Annotated in this window: 27 protein-coding genes and 2 tRNA genes; 26 read left to right on the top strand and 3 right to left on the bottom strand. The window is 69.9% G+C overall.

What is annotated here, in order from left to right; translation table 11 throughout:
- Positions 1–25 precede the first annotated feature (25 nt).
- From coaE to ACWH95_RS15620, 4 genes are all read left to right on the top strand, one after another.
- The gene (coaE, locus tag ACWH95_RS15635) at positions 26–625 is read left to right on the top strand and encodes a dephospho-CoA kinase (RefSeq protein ID WP_136028805.1); all 600 of its coding nucleotides are present in this window, start codon (positions 26–28) and stop codon (positions 623–625) included.
- Positions 626–752: 127 nt separating this feature from the next.
- Positions 753–1,292 (top strand): hypothetical protein, encoded by a 540-nt coding sequence (locus tag ACWH95_RS15630; RefSeq protein ID WP_136045359.1) that lies wholly within the window; start codon positions 753–755, stop codon positions 1,290–1,292.
- A gap of 39 nt (positions 1,293–1,331) precedes the next feature.
- Entirely contained in the window at positions 1,332–3,404 is a 2,073-nt protein-coding gene (uvrB, locus tag ACWH95_RS15625; protein ID WP_136028809.1) for an excinuclease ABC subunit UvrB, read from the top strand.
- Between the two features lie 11 nt (positions 3,405–3,415).
- Positions 3,416–3,769, top strand: coding sequence for a TfoX/Sxy family protein (locus ACWH95_RS15620; RefSeq protein ID WP_454120941.1), 354 nt, complete (start codon positions 3,416–3,418; stop codon positions 3,767–3,769).
- On the opposite strand, the gene ACWH95_RS15615 is transcribed toward ACWH95_RS15620, so the two are convergent.
- Positions 3,766–4,008, bottom strand: a complete 243-nt coding sequence (locus tag ACWH95_RS15615) for a hypothetical protein (RefSeq protein ID WP_205812731.1) — start codon at positions 4,006–4,008, stop codon at positions 3,766–3,768. The genes ACWH95_RS15620 and ACWH95_RS15615 overlap by 4 nt on opposite strands.
- Positions 4,009–4,052: 44 nt before the next feature.
- Between ACWH95_RS15615 and ACWH95_RS15610 the strand changes: the two genes are divergently transcribed.
- The 16 genes from ACWH95_RS15610 (at position 4,053) to ACWH95_RS15535 (ending at position 20,030) form a co-directional block, all read left to right on the top strand.
- Positions 4,053–4,517: a MarR family winged helix-turn-helix transcriptional regulator gene (locus ACWH95_RS15610; RefSeq protein ID WP_378803796.1), complete on the top strand. Its 465-nt coding sequence runs from the start codon at positions 4,053–4,055 to the stop codon at positions 4,515–4,517.
- Positions 4,518–4,553: 36 nt separating this feature from the next.
- Positions 4,554–5,306, top strand: coding sequence for a DUF4129 domain-containing protein (locus ACWH95_RS15605; protein WP_378803795.1), 753 nt, complete (start codon positions 4,554–4,556; stop codon positions 5,304–5,306).
- Positions 5,303–5,779, top strand: coding sequence for a hypothetical protein (locus ACWH95_RS15600; RefSeq protein ID WP_240745375.1), 477 nt, complete (start codon positions 5,303–5,305; stop codon positions 5,777–5,779). The genes ACWH95_RS15605 and ACWH95_RS15600 overlap by 4 nt, the downstream gene beginning before the upstream one ends.
- Complete coding sequence (locus tag ACWH95_RS15595) at positions 5,776–6,747, top strand: AAA family ATPase (RefSeq protein WP_206253336.1); 972 nt, start codon at positions 5,776–5,778, stop codon at positions 6,745–6,747. The genes ACWH95_RS15600 and ACWH95_RS15595 overlap by 4 nt, the downstream gene beginning before the upstream one ends.
- On the top strand, positions 6,744–8,051 hold the full coding sequence (locus ACWH95_RS15590) for a DUF58 domain-containing protein (protein WP_454120940.1): 1,308 nt from the start codon (positions 6,744–6,746) through the stop codon (positions 8,049–8,051). The genes ACWH95_RS15595 and ACWH95_RS15590 overlap by 4 nt, the downstream gene beginning before the upstream one ends.
- Entirely contained in the window at positions 8,048–8,614 is a 567-nt protein-coding gene (locus ACWH95_RS15585; protein WP_136036529.1) for a hypothetical protein, read from the top strand. The genes ACWH95_RS15590 and ACWH95_RS15585 overlap by 4 nt, the downstream gene beginning before the upstream one ends.
- Before the next feature lie 37 nt (positions 8,615–8,651).
- Entirely contained in the window at positions 8,652–11,540 is a 2,889-nt protein-coding gene (gene uvrA, locus ACWH95_RS15580) for an excinuclease ABC subunit UvrA (RefSeq protein ID WP_136028825.1), read from the top strand.
- On the top strand, positions 11,540–13,447 hold the full coding sequence (gene uvrC, locus ACWH95_RS15575) for an excinuclease ABC subunit UvrC (RefSeq protein WP_136036528.1): 1,908 nt from the start codon (positions 11,540–11,542) through the stop codon (positions 13,445–13,447). Before uvrA ends, uvrC begins: the two co-directional genes overlap by 1 nt.
- A 35-nt stretch (positions 13,448–13,482) precedes the next feature.
- Complete coding sequence (rapZ, locus tag ACWH95_RS15570) at positions 13,483–14,355, top strand: RNase adapter RapZ (protein ID WP_136028829.1); 873 nt, start codon at positions 13,483–13,485, stop codon at positions 14,353–14,355.
- 63 nt (positions 14,356–14,418) lie between these two features.
- Entirely contained in the window at positions 14,419–15,396 is a 978-nt protein-coding gene (whiA, locus tag ACWH95_RS15565) for a DNA-binding protein WhiA (protein WP_136028831.1), read from the top strand.
- A gap of 190 nt (positions 15,397–15,586) precedes the next feature.
- The gene (locus ACWH95_RS15560) at positions 15,587–16,213 is read left to right on the top strand and encodes a superoxide dismutase (protein WP_017202787.1); all 627 of its coding nucleotides are present in this window, start codon (positions 15,587–15,589) and stop codon (positions 16,211–16,213) included.
- Between the two features lie 116 nt (positions 16,214–16,329).
- Positions 16,330–17,340: a type I glyceraldehyde-3-phosphate dehydrogenase gene (gene gap, locus ACWH95_RS15555; RefSeq protein WP_136028833.1), complete on the top strand. Its 1,011-nt coding sequence runs from the start codon at positions 16,330–16,332 to the stop codon at positions 17,338–17,340.
- Between the two features lie 10 nt (positions 17,341–17,350).
- Positions 17,351–18,565: a phosphoglycerate kinase gene (locus tag ACWH95_RS15550; protein WP_454120939.1), complete on the top strand. Its 1,215-nt coding sequence runs from the start codon at positions 17,351–17,353 to the stop codon at positions 18,563–18,565.
- Positions 18,556–19,347, top strand: a complete 792-nt coding sequence (gene tpiA / locus ACWH95_RS15545; RefSeq protein WP_454120938.1) for a triose-phosphate isomerase — start codon at positions 18,556–18,558, stop codon at positions 19,345–19,347. The genes ACWH95_RS15550 and tpiA overlap by 10 nt, the downstream gene beginning before the upstream one ends.
- Before the next feature lie 81 nt (positions 19,348–19,428).
- Positions 19,429–19,677, top strand: a complete 249-nt coding sequence (secG, locus tag ACWH95_RS15540) for a preprotein translocase subunit SecG (RefSeq protein ID WP_101845144.1) — start codon at positions 19,429–19,431, stop codon at positions 19,675–19,677.
- Positions 19,677–20,030: an RNA polymerase-binding protein RbpA gene (locus ACWH95_RS15535; RefSeq protein ID WP_136028839.1), complete on the top strand. Its 354-nt coding sequence runs from the start codon at positions 19,677–19,679 to the stop codon at positions 20,028–20,030. The genes secG and ACWH95_RS15535 overlap by 1 nt, the downstream gene beginning before the upstream one ends.
- A 76-nt stretch (positions 20,031–20,106) precedes the next feature.
- Here ACWH95_RS15535 and ACWH95_RS15530 read toward each other — a convergent pair whose 3' ends face one another.
- A complete protein-coding gene (locus ACWH95_RS15530) occupies positions 20,107–21,351 on the bottom strand; it encodes a hypothetical protein (protein ID WP_454120937.1) in 1,245 nt (414 codons plus the stop codon).
- 104 nt (positions 21,352–21,455) lie between these two features.
- Here ACWH95_RS15530 and ACWH95_RS15525 point away from each other — a divergent pair, with 104 nt between their 5' ends.
- Complete coding sequence (locus ACWH95_RS15525; protein WP_454120936.1) at positions 21,456–21,932, top strand: N-acetyltransferase family protein; 477 nt, start codon at positions 21,456–21,458, stop codon at positions 21,930–21,932.
- Between the two features lie 23 nt (positions 21,933–21,955).
- Here the strand turns inward: ACWH95_RS15525 and ACWH95_RS15520 are convergent.
- Positions 21,956–22,026: transfer RNA gene (locus tag ACWH95_RS15520), tRNA-Gly, on the bottom strand.
- Between the two features lie 94 nt (positions 22,027–22,120).
- Here ACWH95_RS15520 and ACWH95_RS15515 point away from each other — a divergent pair.
- From ACWH95_RS15515 to ACWH95_RS15495, 5 genes are all read left to right on the top strand, one after another.
- A tRNA-Pro gene (locus ACWH95_RS15515) sits at positions 22,121–22,194 on the top strand.
- A gap of 59 nt (positions 22,195–22,253) precedes the next feature.
- On the top strand, positions 22,254–23,729 hold the full coding sequence (tig, locus tag ACWH95_RS15510) for a trigger factor (protein ID WP_378803791.1): 1,476 nt from the start codon (positions 22,254–22,256) through the stop codon (positions 23,727–23,729).
- 70 nt (positions 23,730–23,799) lie between these two features.
- A complete protein-coding gene (locus tag ACWH95_RS15505; protein ID WP_247638934.1) occupies positions 23,800–24,294 on the top strand; it encodes a tetratricopeptide repeat protein in 495 nt (164 codons plus the stop codon).
- Between the two features lie 81 nt (positions 24,295–24,375).
- Entirely contained in the window at positions 24,376–24,963 is a 588-nt protein-coding gene (locus tag ACWH95_RS15500) for an ATP-dependent Clp protease proteolytic subunit (RefSeq protein ID WP_136030882.1), read from the top strand.
- Positions 24,964–24,980: 17 nt separating this feature from the next.
- Entirely contained in the window at positions 24,981–25,622 is a 642-nt protein-coding gene (locus ACWH95_RS15495; protein ID WP_025105017.1) for an ATP-dependent Clp protease proteolytic subunit, read from the top strand.
- Positions 25,623–25,756 lie beyond the last annotated feature (134 nt).

Raw genomic sequence — 25,756 nt, 5'->3', positions numbered from 1 at the left:
GTGGCGGGGAACCTAGACTGACGTCATGCCCCTCATCGCCCTCACCGGTGGCATCGCCTCCGGGAAGTCGACCATCGCCCGTCGTCTCGCGGAGCACGGAGCGATCATCGTGGATGCGGACGCGATCGTGCGCGACGTGCAGGCGCCCGGGTCGCCGGTGCTGGAGCGGATCGCCGAGGTGTTCGGCCCGGAGGTCATCGCGGAGGACGGCTCCCTGGATCGGCCGGCGCTGGGCGCGCGGGTGTTCGGCGACCCGGAGCAGCTGGCGCAGCTGAACGCGATCGTGCACCCCGCCGTGCGCGACGAGTCGCAGCGCCGCTTCACGGACGCGCTCGCCGCCGATCCGCACGCGGTGGTGGTGTACGACGTGCCGTTGCTGGTGGAGGCGAGGGTCGACGACCCGTGGGACCTGATCGTGGTCGCGCATGCCCCGGCGGAGGAGCGTCTGCGTCGGCTGGTCGAGCTGCGGGGCATGGACGAGGCTGCCGCCCGCGAGCGCATCGGCGCGCAGGTGTCCGACGAGAAGCGTCTGGCGATCGCCGACGTGGTGATCGAGACCGGCGGCGCTCTCGCCGAGACGGTCGCGCAGGCCGACGCGCTGTGGGAGCGCCTCCGCACCGGCTGACCGACCGGACGTTCAGCATTTCTCCAGGTGCGCAGAACGTCGCCGATATTCTGGAAGGGCGTGGGGACGCACCAGGGGATGGTCTGCTGGGGGAGAGCTTTTTTCCGCGCGCTGGGGAGTGGAAGAAGTGACTCAGTCGAGCCATGGCATCTCGCGTCGGACTCTGATCAAGGGAGCGGCCTGGTCGGCCCCCGTCATCGCGGTGGCCGTCGCTGCGCCGCTGGCGGCAGCCAGCGCGACCGTCGTCCCGAACAGCACGGCGAACTACTACTGGGACGCGGAGGCGCAGGGCGCGTTCACCAGCCTGGTCGCGGCGAGCGGTGGCCTGCGCGCCACCTTCAGCACCCAGATCAGCTATCGGGCGAACCCCTGGATGAGTCCGCCCGCCGGTGGCTCGCTTGTCGTGGTCGTCACGTTCTCCTCTCCCGTCACGCTCGATCCCGCGTCGTCGTTCGGGGCCTGGGCGCCGCAGCCCGTCGGCGGCTCCACCGCCACGAGCTTCACCTTCATCAGGACGCCGTCGAGCTTCGGCGACGCGCTGAGCTTCAACGTGATCGGCTCGGCGCCCGGCGAACTGCGCTCGACCGCGACCATGACGCTCCTCAACGGCGGGAGTGCGACCGCGACCACCGAGCCCTCGGCGGAGACGGCGGTCCTGGTCGCCTGACCCGGCCCCGATGTCGGAGGGGCGGCCTACGCTGGAAGCATGCAGCCCACGCGCAGTGTCCGTCCCTTCGAGGTCATCAGCGAGTACGCCCCGGCCGGTGATCAGCCGCAGGCCATCGCCGACCTCGCCTCGCGCATCAACGCGGGCGAGACCGACATCGTCCTCCTCGGCGCCACGGGTACCGGCAAGTCCGCGACGACGGCGTGGCTGATCGAGCAGGTGCAGCGTCCCACGCTGGTGCTCGCGCACAACAAGACCCTCGCCGCCCAGCTCGCCAACGAGTTCCGCGAGCTCATGCCGAACAACGCGGTGGAGTACTTCGTCTCGTACTACGACTACTACCAGCCAGAGGCGTATGTGCCGCAGACGGACACCTTCATCGAGAAGGACTCGTCGATCAACGCCGAGGTCGAGCGGCTCCGACACTCCACCACCAACTCACTCCTGAGCCGGCGCGACGTGGTCGTGGTGTCGACGGTGTCGTGCATCTACGGCCTCGGCGCGCCGGAGGAGTACCTGCGAGCCATGGTGGCGCTGCAGGTGGGGGAGCGGTACGACCGCGACGCGCTCATCCGGCAGTTCATCGCGATGCAGTACAACCGCAACGACGTCGACTTCTCGCGGGGCAACTTCCGGGTGCGCGGCGACACGATCGAGATCATCCCGGTCTACGAGGAGCACGCGATCCGCATCGAGCTGTTCGGCGACGAGATCGAGGCGCTGTACTCGCTGCACCCGCTCACCGGCGAGGTGATCGAGAAGCTCGACGCCGTGCCGATCTTCCCCGCGTCGCACTACGTCGCCGGAACCGACGTGATCCAGCGCTCCATCGGCACGATCGAGCACGAGCTGGAGGAGCGGCTGAAGGAGTTCGAGCGCCAGGGCAAGCTGCTCGAGGCGCAGCGTCTCCGCATGCGCACCACGTTCGACCTGGAGATGCTGCAGCAGCTCGGCTTCTGCTCGGGGATCGAGAACTACTCGCGGCACATGGACGGCCGCATGCCGGGCGAGCCCCCGCACACGCTGCTCGACTTCTTCCCCGACGATTTCCTGCTGGTGATCGACGAGTCGCACGTCACGGTGCCGCAGATCGGCGCGATGTACGAGGGCGATGCCTCCCGCAAGCGCACGCTGGTCGACCACGGCTTCCGGCTGCCCAGCGCGATGGACAACCGCCCGCTGCGGTGGGACGAGTTCAAGAACCGCATCGGGCAGACCGTGTACCTGTCGGCGACGCCGGGCAAGTACGAGATGGGCATCGCCGACGGCGTGGTGGAGCAGATCATCCGCCCGACGGGTCTGGTCGACCCGGAGATCATTGTGAAGCCGTCGAAGGGGCAGATCGACGACCTGCTCGAAGAGATCCGGCTGCGGGTCGAGCGCGATGAGCGCGTACTCGTCACGACGCTGACGAAGAAGATGGCCGAGGAGCTCACCGACTTCCTCGGCGAACACGGCGTGCGGGTCCGCTACCTGCACTCCGACGTCGACACGCTCCGCCGAGTGGAACTGCTCAGTGAGCTGCGCGCCGGCGTGTACGACGTGCTCGTGGGCATCAACCTGCTGCGTGAGGGCCTCGACCTGCCCGAGGTGTCGCTGGTGGCGATCCTCGACGCCGACAAGGAGGGCTTCCTCCGCTCCGGCACCTCGCTCATCCAGACGATCGGCCGCGCGGCGCGAAACGTCTCGGGTGAGGTGCACATGTACGCCGACAACATGACCGACTCCATGGCGAAGGCCATCGAGGAGACCGACCGCCGTCGCGAGAAGCAGATCGCGTACAACAAGGAGAACGGCATCGACCCGCAGCCTCTGCGCAAGCGGATCGCCGACATCACCGAGGTGCTCGCCCGCGAGGGCGCCGACACCGCCGACCTGATGTCGGGCCGCGGCCGGGCCTCGGGCAAGGGCAAGTCGCCGACGCCGAACCTCCGGCGCACGGGCATCGCGGCCGAGGGAGCGCAGCAGCTCGAGGCGACGATCCAGGATCTGACCGATCAGATGCTCGCGGCGGCCGCCGAGCTGAAGTTCGAGCTCGCCGGGCGCCTGCGCGATGAGGTGCAAGACCTCAAGAAGGAGCTCCGCTCGATGGAGCGGGCCGGGCACGCCTGAGTGGAGTGGCGATGGATGACGCAGGGAACGACCTCGCCGATCGGATCCGGGCGCTGTCGAGCGCGGACGACGCGATCGAGGAGCGCCGGATGTTCGGAACCAAGGCGTTCCTGGACGGGGGGCGCATCCTGGTCGGCGCGCGCACGGGCGGTGTGCTCCTCGTCCGCGTGGACGACGAGAACGGGGCGGCGATGCTCACGGAAGCGGGGGTCTCCCGCGCGGTGATGGGCTCGCGCACCATGAGTTCCGGGTGGCTCGACGTCGCGCCGTCGGCGATCGAGGACGATGCCGCGCTGATGCTGTGGCTCGATGTCGCGCGCGAGTCGACGGGCGCCGCGGTCGAGGCGGCTTCCGACGAGGGCTAGGGGCAGTGCACCAGGGTCTTCGGACCCGATCGGTCGATCTCGTGCTGTGTCATCGGCGCCCCGCACAGCGGGCAGGCCCGCTCGGCGCGCTCGGCAGCGCTGGGAGGCGGCGTCTTCTCGTACGGTCCGACGGACGCGGGACCGGCGAGACGGACCAGGTTGGTGTTGACCCAGGTGTAGAGGCCCCCGGCCTCGCGGATGCGGGTGCGAAGCGGGGGCCGAGTGGAGTCGTTCGACATGTTCATTAGTGTACTAATGATTCGTGCAGATGTATAGTCGATCCGTGACCGCCTCCGACGACCTGCTCCGCCTCGAGAACCAGTTGTGCTTCGCGATCGTCACGGCCGCTCGCAACATCGTGGCGATCTACCGCCCGATCCTGGAGCCGCTGGGACTGACGCATCCGCAGTACCTGGTCATGCTCGCGCTGTGGGAAAGGGCGCCGCGCACCCTCAACGACCTCGCCGCAGACCTCGCGCTGGAGCCGGCGACGGCCTCGCCCCTCGTCAAGCGCCTGGAGACGGACGGCCTCGTGGCACGACAGCGCAGCGCCGAGGACGAGCGTCGGCTCGAGATCACGCTCACGGAGGCGGGCCTGGCGCTGCGTACTCGCGCTGTCGACGTGCCCGTGCAGGTCATGCGCGCCGTCGGCATGAGCATCCAGGAGGTCGGTGCGCTCCGCGACGGACTCGGCGCTTTCGCCGGGCGCCGGCTCGACAGCGGCTCCACGGCACCGCCGTCCGCCTGACCACGCCCGCGCCGCGCCCGACCCTAGGGTGGACTCATGTCGCGCACCGAGGGCCCCACTCGCGGAGCCCTGCGCGCGAGCGGTCGCGGAACACTCCGCCGGATCCTGCTCCTCGGCGGGGTGGTCGGTCTCTTCGCTCTGCTGATGCTCGCCGCGGCGCTTCAGGGGCAGCCGCAGTTCGCGCCGTCGTCGCCGCCCCCGCCGGAACAGCAGCCCGACGCGGTCGTCGTCCCCGAGACGACGAGCTCGCCCCTCCCGGAGCTGGAGCCGCCGGAGGACTCGGTGCTGCAGAACATCCTCGGCGTCGTGTTCGGAGCGCTGCTCGCCGCCGTCGCGGTGCTGGTGCTCGTGGTCGTGGCACGGTGGGCCGTCCGCCGCCTCCGTGATCTGTGGCGCGATCGTCCCCTGCGGCGCACGGACGCGGTCGTCCCGGACGCCGCGTCCGGCGGGCCTGTGGTCGAGGCTGCGCCCGACGATGCGGTCATCCGCCGGGGAGTCGACGCAGCGCTCCGAACGATCGCGGAACGTCCGCGGGCCGCCGACGCCATCGTCTCCGCCTGGGTCGGACTGGAGGAGTCGGCGGCGGATGCCGGGGCCGGCCGCTCGGCGACGGAGACGCCGTCGGAGTTCACGGTGCGTATCGTCGGGCGCCGGGCGGGCATCCGCGACGACGTGATCACGCTGCTCGGTCTCTACGAGCAGGTGCGCTTCGGCGGCCGCGTCGCCGACGAGGCGGATCGCGCTGCCGCGGCCGCGAGTCTGCGCGGCATCAGGGAGGGGTGGCGATGAGGGCGCGGACCGTCGCGATCGCCGCGGGCTGTGTGCTGCTCGCGGTCGCCCTCGTGCTGGGGCTGCGCGCCGCAGGTGTCCCGCTGGCGTTCGCGGTGTCGTGGACGACGGTCGCCGCGGCGGTGTCCCTCGCGCTGCGCGGGGTCCTGGTCGACGATCCCGTCCTCTGGCCGCCCGAGCGTCCGCCGCGCGAGGCCAGGGGCTCCGAGGTGTCCCGGCTGGCCTGGGCGATCAACACACGTTCGGGCGTTGCGGGGACTATCCTCGTGCGCCGCGTGCAGAACGTGCTCCGCCGGCGGCTCGCACACCGCGGCCTCGACCTCGACGATCCCGCCGACCACGCGGCCATCGACGCGCTGCTCGGCCAGGGCATCCGCGCGGGACTGTCCCGCCGCGAGGTGCGGCGCGACGACATCGAGAGAGCGTTGGACGCGCTCGAACGCATACCCACCGACACGGAGGAGACAGCATGACCACGGACGAGACCACCGAGATCGCGACCACGGGTCGCCGTGTGCTGGAGGGGGTGCGCAGCGTCGTCGTCGGTATGGACGAGACGCTCACACTCGCCCTCGCGGCGATCCTGGCCGGGGGTCACGTGCTGTTCGAGGACGTGCCGGGGCTCGGCAAGACGCTGGCCGCGCGGAGCCTGGCCCAGGCGCTGGGACTCGAGTTCCGACGGCTGCAGTGCACGCCGGATATGCTGCCCGGCGACGTGACGGGCTCGTACGTGTACGCCCCGACCGAGGGGGACTTCGTCTTCCGGCCCGGGCCGATCTTCACGGGTCTGCTCCTCGCCGACGAGGTGAACCGCACCACGCCCAAGACGCAGTCCGCGATGCTCGAGGCGATGGCCGAGCGGCAGGTCACGGTGGAGGGGAACCGTTTCCCACTGCCGCAGCCCTTCCACGTGATCGCGACCTCCAACCCCATCGAGTACGAAGGGACCTACGCCCTGCCGGAGGCGCAGCTCGACCGGTTCATGGTGCGCCTCACCGTGGGCTACCCCGCCCCGGACGACGAGACGCGCATCATCGTCGACAGGGTGCGGCGGCAGACGCCCGACGTGCGCGTGCCCGCCGTGGTCGACACGGAGGGGCTTCTCGCGCTCCAGGCGGCGGTCGAGCGCATCAACGTCGATCGAGACGTGGTGCGCTACGCCGTGGACCTGACGAGGGCGACCCGCGAGGCGGCGAACGTGTCGGTGGGTGCCTCGCCTCGCGGATCCCAGGCGCTCGTGCTGCTCGCCAGGGGCGTCGCGGCACTCGAGGGGCGGTCGTACGTGCGGCCCGACGACGTCAAACGCGTCGCCGTCCCTGTGCTGGCGCATCGGCTGACACTCACTCCGCAGGCCTGGGCGCAGGGGGTGGATCCGGGTGGAGTCGTGGCGGCGGCGGTCGAACGCACCCCGGTGCCGCCGACCGTCGCGGCCGTGCGATGACCGACGAGACCGCGACGACGGCGTCCGCGGAGGTGACGTGGCATCGGACGCCCGTGATCGCGCTCGGCCTCGCCGGAGCGGCCGTGCTCGCGGGCCTCGGACTGGTGCTGTCGCGCCCCGACGTGATCGCGGTGGGTCTGCCGCTCGCCCTCGCGGCGGTGTGGGCGCTGCTGCGCCGTCCGCGCGACGGGGAGCTGCGGGTCGCCCTGCACGCTGCGCCCGACGCGGGGGAGGACGCCGTGGTGCGCGTCACCGCCGACGTCGTCCTCGACGCCGAGCACGTGCAGCTCGCGGTCGAGGGGCGGGGGCGTCGCACCGCGCTCGCGGAGGTGCGGCCGGGCACGGCCGTGCTGTCCGCTCGGACGAGGCTGTCGCACTCGGGGCCGGTCGAGCTGATGGGGCTGATCGCCCGGGGCACCGCGATCGACGGCGCCTGGGTCTCCGACCGCGGACCGCGCACGGCGATCGGGTGGAACGCCGCACCGAAGACGAGGAGGATCGATCGGCTGCCGGTGGCTCCGCGCCTCGCGGGGCTGAACGGCTCGCACGAGGGGCGTCGCGCGGGTCAGGGCGGCGACTTCCACGACATCCACCCGTTCGTCCCCGGGGATGAGGTGCGGAGGGTGGATTGGCGCGCGACGGCTCGTGCCGCCCGACGCCCCGGCGACCTGCTGGTGCGGCGGGTGAACGCGCTGGGCGACTCCTCGGTGGTGATCGCGATGGACACGGCGGAGGACCTCGGATCGGTGGTGGCCGCGTGGGGGACCGACGACCCGGACCGCACGGGTGTCACCTCGCTCGACCTCGCGCGCGAGGCGGCTCTTTCCGTGGCGACCGCCGCGGTCGGAGCCGGGGATCGGGTCGCGTTCCACGCGCTCTCGCCGGGCGGACGCAGCGTGCCGATCGGCGGGGGAGCCCGGCACCTCGCGCGGCTGCGCGCCGCCGTCGCCGCCACGGGTCCGAGTGCCGACTCGTCCTACCGGCGCTCGCCTGTCGTACCGACGGGCTCGATCGTGTTCGTGCTCTCGACCTTCGCCGACGGGGTGGCTGCGCGACTCGCGACGCAGTGGCGGGCCGCCGGTCACGCCGTCGTCGCGATCGATGTGCTGCCGCAGCTCGACGGCGCACGGCTCACCAGGGAGCAGCGCATCGCCCTGCGCACGCTGCTGGCCGAACGCGCCGACATCCTCGCCGAGCTCCGGCGCGCGGGGGTCGAGGTGGTGGCCTGGGCAGACGACGGCGTCGATGTGGCGTTGCGGGTGGCGGCGGTGCGCCAGCAGCGGAGCCGGAGGGTGGCGCGGTGACCGCTCGCACGCGAGGGTTCGACGTGGGCGCCTGGGTGCCCGGGGTGACGCTGCGCGTCCTGACCGTGGCTCTGGTGCTGCTCGGCGTGCTGGTGCTTCACCCCACGCCGTTCTGGCGGGGTGTGGCGGTGGTCGCGGCTCTCGTGGGGGCCGTGCTGCCGCGGTCGCTCGCAACATGGGTGGGGGCGGCCTGCCTGCCGTTCGGGCTGCTGCTGTCCGAGCCGGCGCCGGAACGGACGGCGGTCGCCCTCGTGCTCGTCCATGCGATCCACATCCTCGCCGCGCTCAGCCTCACGGTGCCCGCGGCCGCTCGCCTCACGCTGAGGTCGCTCCGGCCGACGGCGGTGCGGTTCGTCGTGATCCAGCTGGTGGCCCAGTCGCTGGCGCTCGGCGTCTGGGCGTTGTCGCCCGAGCAGGTCGAGCGCGGTGCGGCCTGGCTCGCCCCGGCGGCGGCGTCACTCCTCCTGGTCGTCGTGGTCGTCGCATGGCTGGTCCTGCGGCGGGAGAACGGCCCCGTCCCGCGGGCCGTCGCGGCCCCGTCGACGGGAGGGGATCGCCCCTAGCGGAGCCGATGTCCGTGGCCCCTCGTAGACTTGTTCGGTGCCCATCGTCCCCGTTGCCTCCCCCGGAAAACTCAGTGTCCGCGGTGCCCGCGTCCACAACCTCCAGAACGTCGACATCGACATCCCGCGCGACTCCCTCGTCGTGTTCACCGGCCTGTCCGGGTCGGGGAAGTCGAGTCTGGCGTTCGACACGATCTTCGCCGAGGGGCAGCGCCGCTACGTCGAATCGCTGAGCGCCTATGCGCGGCAGTTCCTCGGCCAGGTGGATCGGCCGGACGTCGATTTCATCGAGGGCCTGAGCCCCGCGGTGTCGATCGACCAGAAGTCGACCAACCGCAACCCGCGGTCGACCGTGGGCACCATCACCGAGATCTACGACTACATGCGCCTGCTGTGGGCGCGTATCGGCGTGCCGCACTGTCCCGAGTGCGGCGAGAAGATCCAGCGTCAGACGGTGCAGCAGATCGCCGACCAGCTCATGGAGCTGCCCGAGCGCACCCGGTACCAGGTCGTCGCCCCCATCGTGTCGCAGAAGAAGGGCGAGTTCGTCGACCTCTTCCGCGAGCTCGGCGCCAAGGGCTACTCCCGCGCGATCGTCGACGGCGACCTCATCCAGCTGGCCGAGCCGCCCACGCTGAAGAAGAGCTACAAGCACGACATCGCGGTGGTCGTCGACCGCCTGGTGGCGTCGCCCGACATCCTGGGCCGGGTCACCGACTCGGTGGAGACGGCCCTGGGACTTGCGGGTGGCGTCGTGCAGATCAACTACGTCGACGGCGAGGGCGACGACGCCTGGCAGACCTTCTCCGAGAAGCTCGCCTGCCCGAACGGCCACGCCCTCACCCTCACCGAGATCGAGCCGCGCACGTTCTCCTTCAACGCACCGTTCGGCGCCTGCCCCGCGTGCTCCGGGCTGGGCACGCGCATGTCGGTGGACGTCGAGCTGATGCTCGGCGACGAAGACCTCTCGATCCGCGAGGGCGTCATCATCCCCTGGACCACGCAGGGCAAGGGTCTCTTCCAGTACTACGAGCGCCTGCTCGAGGGGCTGGCGCGCGACCTCGACTTCTCGCTCGACACGCCGTGGCGCGAGCTGCACTCCGACGTCAAGGAGGCCGTGCTCCGCGGCGAGAACTACAAGGTCACGGTCAAGTGGAAGAACCGCTACGGCCGGGAGATGCGGTATGCGTCCGGGTTCGAGGGCGTCGTGCCCTACATCGAGCGGCAGTACCTCCAGGCCGAGTCCGACACGCAGCGCAACCGCTGGGGCGAGTACCTCCGCGAGGTGCCGTGCCCCGTGTGCAACGGCGACCGCCTCAAGCCCGAGGTGCTCGCGGTGCAGGTGCACGGCCACTCGATCGCCGAGGTGTCGCACCTGAGCCTCGCCGACGCGCGGGGCTTCATGGAGAAGCTGCACCTCACGGAGCGGGAGGCGAAGATCGCCGCCCAGGTGCTGCGCGAGATCCGCCTGCGCCTCGACTTCCTCCTCCAGGTGGGGCTGTCGTACCTCAACCTCAGCCGCTCGGCGGGGTCGCTGTCCGGCGGCGAGGCGCAGCGCATCCGGCTCGCCACGCAGATCGGCTCCGGCCTGACGGGCGTGCTCTACGTGCTCGACGAGCCGTCGATCGGCCTGCACCAGCGCGACAACCGCCGGCTGATCGAGACCCTGCTCACGCTGCGCGACCTGGGCAACACGCTCATCGTGGTGGAGCACGACGAAGAGACCATCGAGGCGGCGGACTGGGTGGTCGACATCGGTCCCGGCGCCGGAGTGAACGGCGGCACCGTTGTGCACTCGGGGCCGTACAGCGCGCTCCTCGGCGACAGCGATTCGATGACCGGCGACTACCTGTCCGGGCGCCGGGCGATCCCGATGCCGTCGAAGCGTCGCAAGATCGACAAGAAGCGCATGCTGAGCGTGGTCGGCGCGCGGGCGAACAACCTGCGCAACGTCACGGCGGACTTCCCGCTGGGCGTGCTCACGGCCGTCACCGGCGTCAGCGGCTCGGGCAAGTCGTCCCTCGTGAACGACATCCTGTACCAGGTGCTCGCTTCGCGACTGAACGGTGCGCGGACCGTTCCGGGCAAGCACACCAGGGTGACCGGCCTCGACAACCTCGACAAGGTCGTGCACGTCGACCAGGCGCCGATCGGCCGCACCCCGCGCTCGAACCCGGCCACGTACACCGGCGTGTTCGACCGCATCCGCACCCTGTTCAGCGAGACGCCGGAGGCGAAGGTGCGGGGCTATCAGCCCGGTCGCTTCAGCTTCAACGTCAAGGGCGGCCGCTGCGAGGCGTGCTCGGGCGACGGCACTATCAAGATCGAGATGAACTTCCTGCCCGACGTCTACGTCGACTGCGAGGTCTGCCACGGCAAGCGGTACAACCGCGACACGCTCGCGGTGCACTACAAGGGCAAGAACATCGCCGAGGTGCTGGAGATGCCGATCGAGGAGGCCGCGGAGTTCTTCGAGCCGATCCAGGCGATCCACCGCTACATGAAGACGCTCGTCGACGTCGGGCTCGGCTACGTGCGGCTGGGGCAGTCGGCCACGACGCTCTCGGGCGGCGAGGCGCAGCGCGTCAAGCTCGCCACGGAGCTCCAGCGTCGCAGCAACGGCCGCAGCATCTACGTGCTCGACGAGCCGACCACGGGTCTGCACTTCGAAGACGTCCGCAAGCTCCTCGAGGTGCTCAACGGCCTCGTCGACAAGGGCAACACCGTGATCGTGATCGAGCACAACCTCGACGTGATCAAGTCGGCGGACTGGGTGATCGACCTCGGACCGGAGGGCGGTTCGGGTGGCGGGCAGATCATCGCGACCGGTACGCCGGAGCAGATCGCCCGCGTCGAGGAGAGCCACACCGGGCAGTTCCTCGCCGAGATCCTGGGTGAGGGGCGCGCCGCGCGGAAGGCCAGCTGATGGCCGACGTGCTCCCGTACAAGCCGCGGACGGGGGAGATCCCGACCGACCCCGGCGTGTACCGGTTCCGCGACGCCAACGGACGGGTGCTCTACGTCGGCAAGGCGAAGAACCTGCGCCAGCGGCTGTCGAACTACTTCGCCCCGCTGCGCACGCTGCACGAGCGCACCCGTCGCATGGTCACGACCGCTGCGTCGGTGGAGTGGACGGTCGTTCCCACCGACGTCGACTCGCTGCAGCTCGAGTACATGTGGATCAAGGAGTTCGATCCGCCGTTCAACGTGCGCTACCGCGACGACAAGTCGTACCCCTTCATGGCGGTCACCCTCGCCGATGAGGCGCCCCGCGTGATCGTCACCCGGAACAGGAAGATCCCCGGGGCGCGGTACTTCGGTCCGTATCCCAAGGTGTGGGCGGTGCACGAGACCATCGACCTGATGATCAGGGCCTTCCCGATCCGCACCTGCAGCGATGCGAGCTACAAGAGGGCGATGCAGACCGGGCGCCCGTGCTTCCCCGGGCAGATCGGCAAGTGCGGCGGGCCGTGCTCGATGACGGTGTCCATCGAGGAGCACCGGGCGATGGTCGACGACTTCATCGCGTTCATGGCGGGCGGAGACGAGCGCTTCACCCGCGAGCTCACGAAGCGCATGCTCGCCGCGTCCGCCGCGATGGACTACGAAGCCGCCGCGAAGTACCGGGACAAGCTGTCCGCGATCGAGGCCGTGCTCGGCAAGAGCGCCCTGGTGCTGCCGGCCGATGAGGACGCCGACCTGTTCGGCATCGCGGAAGACGAGCTCGCCGCCGCCGTGCAGCACTTCGTGATCCGCGGCGGCCGCGTGCGCGGTGTCCGTGCTCTCACGATCGAGAAGGAGATCGACATCACGGGCGCCGAGCTCGTCGACCAGGTGCTCCAGCAGGCGTACGGCGACGCGCAGGACGTTCCGCGACGGATCCTCGTCCCGACGCTCCCCGACGACGCGACCGAGCTGGAGCAGTGGCTGCGCGAACGCCGTGGCAAGAAGGTCGAGATCGCGGTCGCACATCGGGGTCAGCGTGCCGACCTGATGCGCACCGCGACGCTGAACGCGCAGCAGGCGCTGATCCGGCACAAGACCCGCCGGACGAGCGACTACGTGGCGCGCACCCAGGCGCTGACCGATCTCCAGGAGGCGCTGGGCATGGAGGAGGCGCCGCTGCGCATCGAGTGCTTCGACATCTCGCACCTCGGCGGCACCAACGTGGTCGCCTCGATGGTCGTGTTCGAGGACGGCCTTCCGCGCAAGGACCAGTACCGGTCGTTCAACATCGCCGAGACGACCGACGACACCGACTCGATGTACCAGGTTCTGCGCCGCAGGCTCGCACACCTGGATCGGCCGGAGGAGGAGCAGGAGGTCCTCGACCCGACCACCGACGAGGTCGTGGGGGAGGACCTGGGCGAGGCGACCGCACGGCGCAAGCCGCGGTTCGCGTATCCACCGCAGCTGCTCCTCGTCGACGGAGGGAAGCCGCAGGTGGAGGCCGCCGCGCGCGCCCTCCACGACGCGGGGCACACCGAGATCGCCGTGTGCGGCATCGCCAAGCGTCTCGAAGAGGTGTGGCTGCCGGGAGACGACTTCCCCGTGATCCTGCCCCGCACCAGCGAGGCCCTCTACCTTCTCCAGCGACTGCGAGACGAAGCCCACCGCTTCGCGATCACCCACCAGCGCAAGAGGCGCAAGAAAGACATCGGCAGCGTGCTCGCCGAGGTTCCGGGGCTCGGCGCCTCTCGCATCAAGGTGCTGCTCAAGCACTTCGGCTCGGTCACGGCCCTCCGCGCCGCCGACCCGTCGCAGATCCAGGAGGTACAGGGGATCGGTCCGGTGCTCGCTCAGACCATCCATTCGCACCTGTCCACTCGCTAGGCTGGGAGACCGAGGGGGAGAAGGAGCAGGGAGCGATGACTGACGGGGAGAAGGGCGAGTTCCTCATCGTCACTGGGATGTCCGGCGCAGGCCGGACGACGGCGGCGAACGCACTGGAGGATCTCGGCTGGTATGTCGTCGACAACCTGCCTCCGCAGATCCTCCGGCCGCTGCTCGACCTGACCGGCATGGGTGGCGATTCGCTGCCCAAGGTCGCCGCCGTGGTCGACGTGCGCGGCCGCAACCTCTTCGACGATTTCCCGGGTGTCGCCCGACTGCTGCGCACGCGCGGCGAGATCCGAGTGCTGTTCCTCGACGCCTCCGACGACGTCCTGGTGCGTCGCTTCGAGTCGGTGCGCCGCCCGCACCCCCTGCAGGGCGATGGCACTCTGCTCGACGGCATCCGCACGGAGCGGACGCGTCTGGCCCCCATCCGCGAGGCCGCCGACCTGGTGATCGACACCTCGGCGCTGAACATCCACCAGCTCGCGACGCAGGTCTCCGACATCTTCTCGGAGGAGGGGGAGGCGCGGCATCGGGTGACGCTGCTCAGCTTCGGCTTCAAGTACGGGCTGCCCACCGACGTCGACCTGGTCGCCGACATGCGCTTCCTCCCGAATCCGTACTGGAACGAGGAGCTGCGCGGCCTCACCGGGCAGGATGAGACGGTTCGTGAGTACGTGCTGTCCCGCGAGGGTGCGACCGACTTCCTCGATTCCTATGCGAAGGCGCTCGTGCCGGTGCTCGAGGGGTATCAGCGGGAGAACAAGAGCCACTCGACGATCGCGATCGGATGCACGGGCGGCAAGCACCGCTCGGTCGCGATGTCCGAGGAGCTGGCCCGCAGGATCGCCGCGATTCCGGGGGTCGCCGTGAACGTGCGGCACCGCGACCTCGGCAGGGAATAGCCCCCCGGGCGAGTAAGCTGGAGGTTTGCGTCGCGATCCGGCGCGTGAACGTGAAGGAGTGTCGTGGCACTAACCACCGACGTCAAGGCTGAGCTCGTCAGCATCCGCAATGCACCCCCGACGGTGCGCGTGGCGGAGGTGACAGCCATCCTCCGATTCGCCGGTGGACTGCACTCCATCGCGGGCCGTGTGGCCGTGGAGGCCGAGGTCGACGCAGAGACCCTCGCCCGCCGCGTCGCCAGGGATCTCGCCGAGATCTACGGCGTGCGCCCGGAGATCGCGCAGGTGCAGTCGAGCACCGCGAACGACGGCGCCCGCTGGGCCGTGCGCGTGATCGCGCAGGGGGAGACCCTCGCCCGCCAGACCGGCCTGCTCGACCCGCGTCGCCGTCCGGTCCGCGGCCTGCCGAACCGTCTCACCACGGGTTCGCGCGCCGAGATCGCCGGTCTGTGGCGTGGGGCCTTCCTGGCCGCCGGATCGCTCAGTGAGCCCGGCCGCTCGGCGATGCTCGAGGTCGCCTGCCCGTCGTCCGAGGCGGCGATGGCGCTCGTGGGCGCCGCACACCGTCTGGGCGTCGCCGCGAAGGCGCGCGAGGTCCGCGGCATGCCCCGCGTCGTGGTGCGCGAGGGCGAGGCGATCCGTACGATCCTCAGCGAGATGGGCGCTCACCGTACCGCGCTGGCGTGGGAGGAGCTGCGTCAGCGTCGCGAGGTGCGCGCGGGCGTGAACCGCCTGGTCAACTTCGACGACGCGAACCTGCGGCGTTCCGCGCAGGCGGCGGTGGCCGCGTGCGCCCGTGTGGAGCGCGCGCTGGAGATCCTCGCCGACGAGGTTCCCGATCACCTGCGGGTCGCCGGCGAGCTGCGCCTCGCGCACCGGGACGCCAGCCTCGACGAGCTCGGCCACCACGCCGACCCGCCCCTCACCAAGGACGCGGTCGCCGGTCGCATCCGTCGTCTTCTCGCCATGGCAGACAAGCGCGCCCAGCAGGAGGGCATCCCCGGCACGGAGGCCGCTGTCCCCGCCGGGCTCGACGTCTGATCCACCCGCCTCTTCTCCGACGGCCCGTCGCCCCTACCCGGGGTGGCGGGCCGTCGTCAACGGGAGGAAGGATCCGGTCCGACCCGGTGTTGTCCTCACTAGGATGAGAGACGTCCGCTCCACGCCGCACATCGGTGGCGCGGAGGATCGGCAAGCGCCGCGGGCGCGGCGCGGATTGGATGAAAGCGATATGGCGACCTACACCCTCCCCGACCTCCCGTACGACTTCGCAGCCCTCGAGCCGCACATCAGCGGCAAGATCATGGAGCTGCATCACGACAAGCACCACGCGACCTACGTCGCCGGCGCGAACACCGCGCTCGAGCAGCTGGCCGAGGCCCGCGAGAGCGGCAACCTGGCGAACGTGAACAAGCTCGAGAAGGACCTCGCGTTCAACCTCGGCGGTCACGTCAACCACTCGATCTTCTGGACCAACCTGTCGCCCAACGGCGGCGGTCAGCCGGAGGGCGAGCTGAAGGCCGCCATCGACGAGTACTTCGGTTCGTTCGAGAAGTTCCAGGCGCACTTCACGGCTGCCGCGACCGGCATCCAGGGGTCCGGCTGGGCCGTCCTCAGCTGGGACTCGATCGGTTCGCGCCTGATCATCCAGCAGCTGTTCGACCAGCAGTCGAACACGGCGCAGGGCACGATCCCGCTGTTCCAGCTCGACATGTGGGAGCACGCGTTCTACCTCGACTACCTGAACGTGAAGGCCGACTACGTCAAGGCCGCATGGAACATCGCGAACTGGGAGAACGTCGCCCAGCGCCTCGAGGTCGCCCGCAAGCAGACGAACGGCCTGCTGGTACTGTCGTAACCGGGTCGCGTCCCGGCGGGCCCACGGCTCGTCGGGGCGCCATCTCAGCCAAAAAACCCGCGCATGGCGCCCGCTTCGACAGCGGTCTCCGGCGCATGAGAAACAGGGAGACCTGAGTGTCTGTCAAGATCGGTATCAACGGCTTCGGCCGCATCGGACGCAACTACTTCCGCGCGGCGCTCGCGCAGGGAGCAGACCTTGAGATCGTCGCGGTCAACGACCTCACCGACAACAAGACCCTGGCGCACCTCCTGAAGTACGACTCGGTCGGCGGCGTCCTCGACGCGCAGATCAGCTACGACGAGGACAGCATCACCGTCGACGGCAAGGAGATCAAGGCGTTCGCTGAGCGCGACCCCGCCAACCTTCCGTGGGGCGAGCTGGGCGTCGACATCGTCATCGAGTCGACCGGTTTCTTCACCAACGCCGACGCGGCACGCAAGCACATCGAGGCCGGCGCGAAGAAGGTCCTCATCTCGGCTCCCGCCACGGGCGACGACCGCACCATCGTGATGGGCGTCAACGAGGAGACGTACAACCCGGAGACGGACCACATCATCTCCAACGCCTCGTGCACCACGAACTGCCTCGCGCCGCTGGCGAAGGTCTTCAACGACGCCTTCGGCATCGACCGCGGCTTCATGATGACCGCGCACGCCTACACGGCCGACCAGAACCTGCAGGACGGCCCGCACAAGGACCTGCGTCGTGCACGCGCCGCCGCGATCAACATCACTCCGGCGTCGACCGGTGCGGCCAAGGCGATCGGTCTCGTGCTGCCCGAGCTGAACGGCAAGCTCAGCGGCTCGTCGTACCGCGTTCCGGTCCCCACGGGCTCGATCGTCGACCTCACGCTGATCACCGACCGCGAGAACCTCACGGTCGAGGAGGTCAACGAGGCCTACAAGAAGGCTGCCGCCGACGGTCGTCTCGCGGGCTACCTGCAGTACAACGAGGACCAGATCGTGTCGAGCGACATCGTGCACAACCCGCACTCGTCGATCTTCGACGCCACGCTCACCAACGTCAGCGGCAACCTGATCAAGGTCTCGAGCTGGTACGACAACGAGTGGGGCTACTCCAACCGTCTCGTCGACCTGACCGAGTACGTGGCCGAGCGCCTCTAAGCTCAGACACATGACTCTGCGCACCCTGGACTCCCTGGGGTCGCTCGAGGGCAAGCGCGTCATCGTCCGTTGTGATCTCAATGTCCCCCTGCGGGACGGGGTCATCACGGACGATGGCCGCGTTCGGGCCTCGCTGCCGACCCTGAACACGCTGATCAACGCGGGCGCCCGCGTGATCGTATGCTCGCACCTCGGCCGCCCCGACGGTGCCCCCGACCCGCAGTACAGCCTGGAGCCCGTGGCTCAGCGTCTGTCCGAGCTCCTCGGCGCTCCCGTCGCGTTCGCGCGCGACACCGTCGGGGAATCCGCGAGGGACGCGGTCGCCTCCCTGGAAGACGGCGGGGTCGTGGTGATCGAGAACCTCCGGTTCAACCCGGGGGAGACGTCGAAGGACGAGGCGGAGCGCGAGGCGTTCGCCGGTCAGCTCGCCGAGCTGGGAGACGTGCTGGTCTCGGACGGCTTCGGCGTGGTGCACCGCAAGCAGGCGAGCGTGTACGAGCTCGCGAAGCGTCTGCCCTCGGCGGCGGGCCTGCTGATCGCGGCTGAGCTCGACGTGCTCGACCGCCTCACCGAGAACCCGGAGCGGCCGTACGCGGTCGTGCTCGGCGGCTCCAAGGTGAGCGACAAGCTCGGCGTGATCTCGCACCTGCTGCCGCGTGTCGACCGCATCCTGGTCGGCGGCGGCATGCTGTTCACCTTCCTCAAGGCGCAGGGCCACCCGGTGGCGTCGAGCCTCCTCGAGGAGGATCAGCTCGACACGGTGCGCGGCTACATCGCGGAGGCGCAGGAGCGCGGCGTCGAACTGGTGCTCCCGACCGATGTGGTTGTGGCGGCGTCCTTCTCGGCAGACGCGGCGCACGAGGTGGCGGCCGCGGACGCGATCGAGGAGACCGCGTTCGGAGCGTCGGGCATCGGCCTGGACATCGGTCCGGAGACGGCGGCCCGTTTCGCCGAGGTGATCCGCGGATCCAAGACGGTGTTCTGGAACGGGCCGATGGGCGTGTTCGAGTTCCCGGCGTTCGCGGCGGGCACCAAGGCCGTGGCGCAGGCGTTGACCGAGGTCGACGGCCTCAGCGTGGTCGGCGGCGGCGACTCGGCGGCTGCCGTGCGCCAGCTCGGCTTCGCCGACGACCGCTTCGGTCACATCTCGACCGGAGGCGGAGCGAGCCTCGAGTTCCTCGAGGGCAAGAAACTACCTGGGCTGGAGGTCCTCGGATGGGCGTGAGCTCCCGTACCCCGCTGATCGCGGGCAACTGGAAGATGAACCTCGACCACCTGCAGGCGGTCGCGTTCGTGCAGAAGCTGCACTGGACGTTGAAGGATGCGAAGCACGAGGACGGCTCGGTGGAGGTCGCGGTGTTCCCGCCCTTCACCGACATCCGCAGCGTGCAGACGCTGATCGACGCCGACAAGATCCCGTTCGCCTTCGGTGCGCAGGATGTGTCGGCGCACGACTCGGGCGCGTACACCGGCGAGATCTCCGGCGCGTTCCTGTCGAAGCTCGACGCGACCTACGTCATCATCGGTCACTCCGAGCGTCGCGAGTACCACGATGAGACCGACGAGGTCGTCGCCGCCAAGGTGAAGGCCTCGCTGAAGCACGGCCTGGTGCCGGTGATCTGCGTGGGCGAGACCGCGGAGGACCTGGAGAAGTTCGGGGCGAGCGCGGTTCCGGCCGGTCAGCTGGAGGCGGCGCTGCAGGGCGTCTCGCCGTCGGCGGACATCGTCGTCGCGTACGAGCCCGTGTGGGCGATCGGTTCCGGTCAGGCCGCGACCCCGCAGCAGGCGCAGGACGTGTGCGCCGCGCTGCGCGGGGTGATCGCGACGGTCCTGGGCGACGAGGCGGCGGCGCGTACGCGCATCCTCTACGGCGGATCGGTGAAGGCGGCGAACATCGCCAGCTTCATGCGGGAGCCCGATGTGGACGGCGCCCTGGTCGGCGGGGCGAGCCTCGTCGTCGACGAGTTCGCCGCGATCATCCGTTTCGAGAAGCACGTCGGCGTGTGAGTGCGGCGGGGCTGCGGCCCCGCTGCACCGTATACTTGACCGTTACGGGGGCGCTCCGGCCCCAGCGAAAGGCTCTTTCTCGTGGCAATTCTCGAGTTCGTCCTGCAGGTCGTGCTGGGTATCACCAGCGTGCTGCTGACTCTCCTCATCCTCCTGCACAAGGGTCGCGGTGGCGGCCTGTCCGACATGTTCGGCGGAGGCATGACCACCGCGGTGGGTTCCTCCGGTCTCGCGGAGCGGAACCTCAACCGCTTCACCGTCGTCCTGGCGCTCACGTGGTTCGTCGCCATCGTCGCGCTGGGCCTCATCACGAAGTTCGAGGTGATCTGATGGCTACCGGTGGAAACGCGATCCGCGGTACCCGGGTGGGCTCCGGCCCGATGGGCGAGCAGGACCACGGCTACCACGCCGACCGCATCGCCGTCACGTACTGGGACGGCCTCGGCAATGAGACGGTCCGCTACTTCGCGGCCGGTCTGCCCGAGGAGGAGATCCCCGAGATCATCGACCACCCGCAGTCGGGCCTTCCCGCGGGGCGCGACAAGGAGAACCCTCCCGCCGTCGCCAAGACGGAGCCCTACAAGACGCACCTCGCGTATGTGAAGGAGCGTCGCACCGACGAGGAGGCCGTACAGCTCCTCGAAGACGCGCTGACGCAGCTGCGTGAGCGCCGGGGGCAGTGACCTCCCGCTGAGTCGGACAGACGCCGAGTCGAACTGAGAACCGCCACGGATCAGCCGTGGCGGTTCTCTGTTTCCGTCAGCGGCAGCCGGCGGCCGCGTCGATGTAGTTCTGCGGCGGGTAGCCGTAGGCCCAGACGCCGTTCGCGTCGTCGGTGAAGCCCATGCTGATCGCCCAGGCCGTCGCCCACTTCTCGATGCTGTCCTGGGTGGAGGAGTCGTACATGCCCTGGCACTTGACGCTGATGGCATGTCCCACCTCGTGCGCGACGAGCGCCTTGCTCCGATCGGCGGGCCACTGCTGGGCGACCGAGTCCGACAGCTGGATGACGGCGCGACCCGGCTCGTCCCACCACCACGTGGTGTAGCCGCCCATGCTGCCGTTGGCGCCCGCGCCGTTGACGGTCGCGGCCCAGTCGAACTCCAGGAGCACTCCGGGGGCCAGCGACCGGGCGAACGCCTCGATCTCGAGGCGTGCGCCGCGGAGGGGGCCGTCCTTCTCGCTCAACTCCGCCGCCTCGGTGGCGACGACCTGGGCCGCCGCATCCTGCAGCGCGACGTAGGCCGCGACCGCGGTGTCGTCGATGGTCGTCACGGCGGCGACGTCGGCCGCGGCGTCGCGCAGGGCGATCACGGCATCGTTGCGAGCCGACACGTGCGCCGCCTCGAACGCGGTCGCCGCCTGCCCTGCCGTCGCGAGCACGGCCAGTCCGCTCTCGGCCACGGCGTCCCGTCCGCGCGAGGCGTCCGCCGACGCCCGCTCGAGGTTCGCGTCGAGCTCAACGAGCGCCCGCTCGTCGTCCTCCAACTGGGCGGTGGTGCCGAAGAGTTCCCAGAACCAGGCCGGTTTGTCGCGTGCGGGCGGTCGATCGGCCGCCACGGCGTCCTCCACGGCCGCTCCGATCCCCTCGCCGTCCGCGACCGCGGCGGTGAGGGCCGACCAGGATTCCTCCGGCACCGGGAGAGTCGGACTGCCGGTGTCGAGGATCACGTGACCGGCGTCCGTGGACTCCAGCAGAGCGGCGTACCGGTGATCGACCTCCGAACGCTGAGCGTCCACGGCGCGCACGGCTGTTTCGACGCGCGCCGATGCGTCATCGAAACCGAGCGCTGCCGACACCTGGGTGATCGCGAGGGCCGCGACCACGGCGACCGCGCCGATCACGCCGGCGACGACGGGGCCCCGTGGCCGGCGTCGGCGGCGGCGGGTGAGCGGGGTGAGCAGGGGAGCGGAGGGCGCGCTCGCGAACCGCGGCGGAAGCCGATGGCCCGCGCCTCCCGGGGGGCCGGCGGGGGCGGCGCTCGGGGCGCCGGGGTCCGTCACGACGTGCCCATTCGCTGATGCCTTCCGGTCGGGCTGCGGAGATCTGCTGTCAGCGTATTGGACCGGCGCTGCGTCCCGCGACCGGCCGGTGACAGGATGAGTCGATGGCACAGGTGAGCGTCCGACGGATGACGACCGACGAGTTCGAGGAATGGGTGGGGGCGATCGCCCGCGAGTATGCCGCGGAGCAGGTCGCTGCCGGCCGGTGGGAGCGGGATGGCGCCGTCGATCGCGCGCGGGCGGAGAATGCGCGGATGCTTCCGAAGGGACCAGCGACGTCGCGCATGCTCGTGCTGCGAGGGCTCGACGAGGACGGACGTCCGATCGGTCGCGCCTGGGTGGGGCTCGACCACCCGCGAGGGGCGCCCGGCGTCGCGTTCCTCTATGACATCGAGGTCGTGCGGGATCGCCGAGGAGAGGGCCTGGGCAGGGCGTTGCTCGCCGCGGTGGAGAGCGCGGCGCGCGATGCCGGTGCCGAGGCGCTGGAGCTCAACGTGTTCGGCGGCAACGCGGCGGCGATCCGCATGTACGACGCGGCGGGTTACGCGGTCGTGACGCAGCAGATGCGGAAACGGCTCTGAGCGCTGACGCTCTGCCGTGGGAGAGGGGGTGACGGGAATCGAACCCGCGCAATCAGTTTGGAAGACTGAGACTCTACCATTGAGCTACACCCCCGGAACCGGAGTCCGGACTCCCACGATCATAGCGGACGGTCGGGCATGCTCCGGTCCGTTAGACTCGGTGGGGCTGAATCTGCGTGCGGATTCCCCGGGGCGTAGCTCAGCTTGGTAGAGCGCCCGCTTTGGGAGCGGGAGGTCGCAGGTTCAACTCCTGTCGCCCCGACTCAGATCCTCGACTTTTCAGCCGCGTCCGCGCGGAAACCACAAGGAGAACACACCAGCATGGCGAACAGCACCGTCGAGAAGCTGACCCCGACCCGGGTCAAGCTCAGCATCACGGTCACCCCGGAAGACCTCAAGCCCAGCATCGCTCACGCCTACGAGCACATCGCCCAGGACGTGCAGATCCCCGGCTTCCGCAAGGGCAAGGTCCCCGCGCCGATCATCGACCAGCGCATCGGCCGCGGCGCGGTCATCGAGCACGCGGTCAACGAGGGCCTCGACAAGTTCTTCCGTGAGGCGACGACCGAGCACAAGCTGCGCATCGTCGGCCGCCCGGCCGCCGAGATCACGCAGTGGCCGAACGAGAAGGACTTCTCGGGCGACCTGCTCGTCGACATCGAGGTCGATGTCCGTCCCGAGATCGAGCTCCCCGACTACGCGGGTGTCACGCTGACCGTCGACGCCGTCGAGGCCGACGAGGCCGCGCTCGACGCCGAGCTCGACAACATGCGCGCGCGCTTCGGCACGCTGATCCCCGTGGACCGTCCGGCCGCGAAGGGCGACTTCGTCGAGCTCGACCTGGTCGCGACGATCGACGGCGCCGAGATCGACCGCGCCGAGGGCGTCTCGTACGAGATCGGCTCCGGTGAGCTGCTGGAGGGCATCGACGACGCGGTGGAGTCGCTCACCGCCGGCGAGGAGACCACGTTCCGCTCCGCCCTGGTCGGCGGAGACCACGCCGGCAAGGAGGCGGAGGTCTCCGTCACCGTCAAGGCCGTCAAGGAGCGCGAGCTGCCCGAGGCCGACGACGAGTTCGCGCAGATCGCCAGCGAGTTCGACACGATCGCCGAGCTCCGCGCGAGCCTGGCCGAGCGCGTCGCGCAGCAGGGCGTGTTCACGCAGGGTTCTGCCGCCCGCGACAAGCTCGTCGAGACGCTGCTCGAGCAGATCGACATCCCGGTTCCGCCGCAGCTCATCGAGGACGAGGTGCACAACCACCTCGAGGGCGAGGGTCGCCTGGAAGACGACGTGCACCGCGCCGAGGTCACCGAGGCGAGCGAGAAGCAGTTCCGCACGCAGGTGCTGCTCGACACGATCGCCGAGCAGGCCGACGTGCAGGTCTCGCAGGAGGAGCTCTCGCAGTACCTCATCCAGTCCGCCGCGCAGTACGGCATGGCTCCGCAGGAGTTCGTCGAGGCGCTGCAGTCGTCCAACCAGCTGCCCGCCCTCGTCGGTGAGGTCGCCCGCAACAAGGCGCTCGCGATCGCGCTGGGCAAGGTCAAGGTCGTCGACACCAACGGCAAGCCCGTCGATCTGTCCGACTTCGTGGTGACCGACGACGAGGCCGCTCAGGACGAGGCCGCCGAGGAGACGCCCGCGGAGGAGAAGCCTGCCGCCAAGAAGGCTCCCGCCAAGAAGGCTCCGGCCAAGAAGGCTCCGGCCCAGAAGGACGCCGACGCGGAGGAGAAGCCCGCCGCCAAGAAGCCGGCCGCCAAGAAGGCTCCGGCCAAGAAGGCTGCCGACAAGGGCGAGTGATCGCACGAACGGTGAAGAGGGCGGATGCTGCGGCATCCGCCCTCTTCTTTCGCATCGACGAGGAGGATGCATGAGCGCGTGGGACGACCGGGTCGAGCAGGTGTGGGCCGAGGCGACCGGTGACGAGGTCGGCGACGATACGATCGCACGGATCGACGCCCTGGCCGCCGAGCGCGGCCCGGACGACGCGCGGGCGGAGTTCGAGCGGGCGGGCGCCAGGGACTCCGCAGGGCGCCCGGCCGAGGCGGTCGAGCTGTATCGCCGGGCGCTGGCTCTCGGGCTCGATGAGGAGCATCGCCCGCAGTGCGTGATCCAGCTGGCGAGCTCGCTGCGCAACCTGGGGGAGTACGACGAGGCGCTGGCGGTGATCCGCGCCGAGGAGGAGGCCTCCGCCGACGGCCCGTACCGCGACGCGGTCGCCGTGGTGCATGCGCTGATCCTCGCGAGTGCCGGACGCCCGCATCAGGGGCTCTCGGTGGCGCTGCTGGCGCTGGTTCCGCACCTGCCGCGCTATCACCGTTCGATGACCGCGTACGCGCAGGAGATGGCCGAGCGCGACACCTGATATGCCGACGGCGAACACGACCTGAGTGCTGCGTTGACGCCGGTAGATTCGAATCACTGAAACACGGAAGCAGGAGCTGACATGGCTGAACCCCTCGTCGCGACAAGCGTCTTCGACAGGTTGCTGAAGGACCGCATCATCTGGCTCGGCTCGGAGGTGCGAGACGAGAACGCCAACGAGATCTGCGCGAAGATCCTCCTTCTCGCCGCCGAAGACTCCGAGAAGGACATCTACCTCTACATCAACTCGCCCGGCGGCTCGATCACCGCAGGCATGGCGATCTACGACACGATGCAGTTCGTGCCGAACGACATCGTCACGGTCGGCATCGGCATGGCCGCTTCGATGGGTCAGCTGCTGCTGACCAGCGGCACCAAGGGCAAGCGCTACATCACGCCCAACGCGCGTGTGCTGCTGCACCAGCCGCACGGCGGCTTCGGCGGCACGGCGAGCGACATCCAGACCCAGGCGCAGCTCATCCTGTCGATGAAGAAGCGTCTCGCGGAGATCACGGCGGGCCAGACCGGCAAGCCGGTCGAGCAGATCAACGCCGACGGAGACCGCGACCGCTGGTTCACGGCGGAGGAGGCCCTCGAGTACGGCTTCGTCGACCACATCCGCGAGCACGCCAGTGATGTCACCGGCGGCGGCGGCACGGGCGCCGAGTGAGGATGCGAGAGGACACCATGTACACACCCACGTTCCAGTCCGCCGGAAACCTGCCGTCCAGCCGCTACGTGCTCCCGCAGTTCGAGGAGCGCACGGCCTACGGCTTCAAGCGCCAGGACCCGTACAACAAGCTGTTCGAGGATCGCGTGATCTTCCTCGGCGTGCAGGTCGACGACGCGTCCGCCGACGACGTGATGGCGCAGCTGCTCGTTCTGGAGAGCCAGGACTCCGAGCGCGACATCACGATGTACATCAACTCGCCCGGTGGCTCGTTCACGGCCATGACCGCGATCTACGACACGATGCAGTACGTCGCGCCGCAGATCCAGACCGTGGTGCTGGGCCAGGCGGCGTCGGCCGCGTCGGTGCTGCTCGCCGCGGGTGCGCCGGGCAAGCGTCTGGCCCTGCCGAACGCCCGCGTGCTCATGCACCAGCCGGCGATGGGCGAGGCCGGTCACGGTCAGGCGTCGGACATCGAGATCCAGGCCGCCGAGATCCTCCGGATGCGCACCTGGCTCGAGGAGACCATGGCGCGTCACACCGGCAAGCCCGTGGAGCAGGTGAACCGCGACATCGATCGCGACAAGATCCTCTCCGCCAACGAGGCGCTGGAGTACGGCATCGTCGACCAGGTGCTCACGTCGCGCAAGCGCGCGTAAGCCCCGCTGTTCGAGAGGGCGTCCGTCGAGAGACGGGCGCCCTTTCGCGTGCCCGTCGGATGTGCGTCGGGACGGGGGTCGGGTGCGCATATGAGCAGAAGCGTGCGCGAACGCTGAATCGGGCCTACCCTGGA

The organism is Microbacterium sp. NPDC055502 (assembly GCF_053643635.1).
The sequence above is the reverse complement of the archived record's forward strand: the minus strand, read 5'-3'. Positions and strand labels throughout refer to the sequence as shown.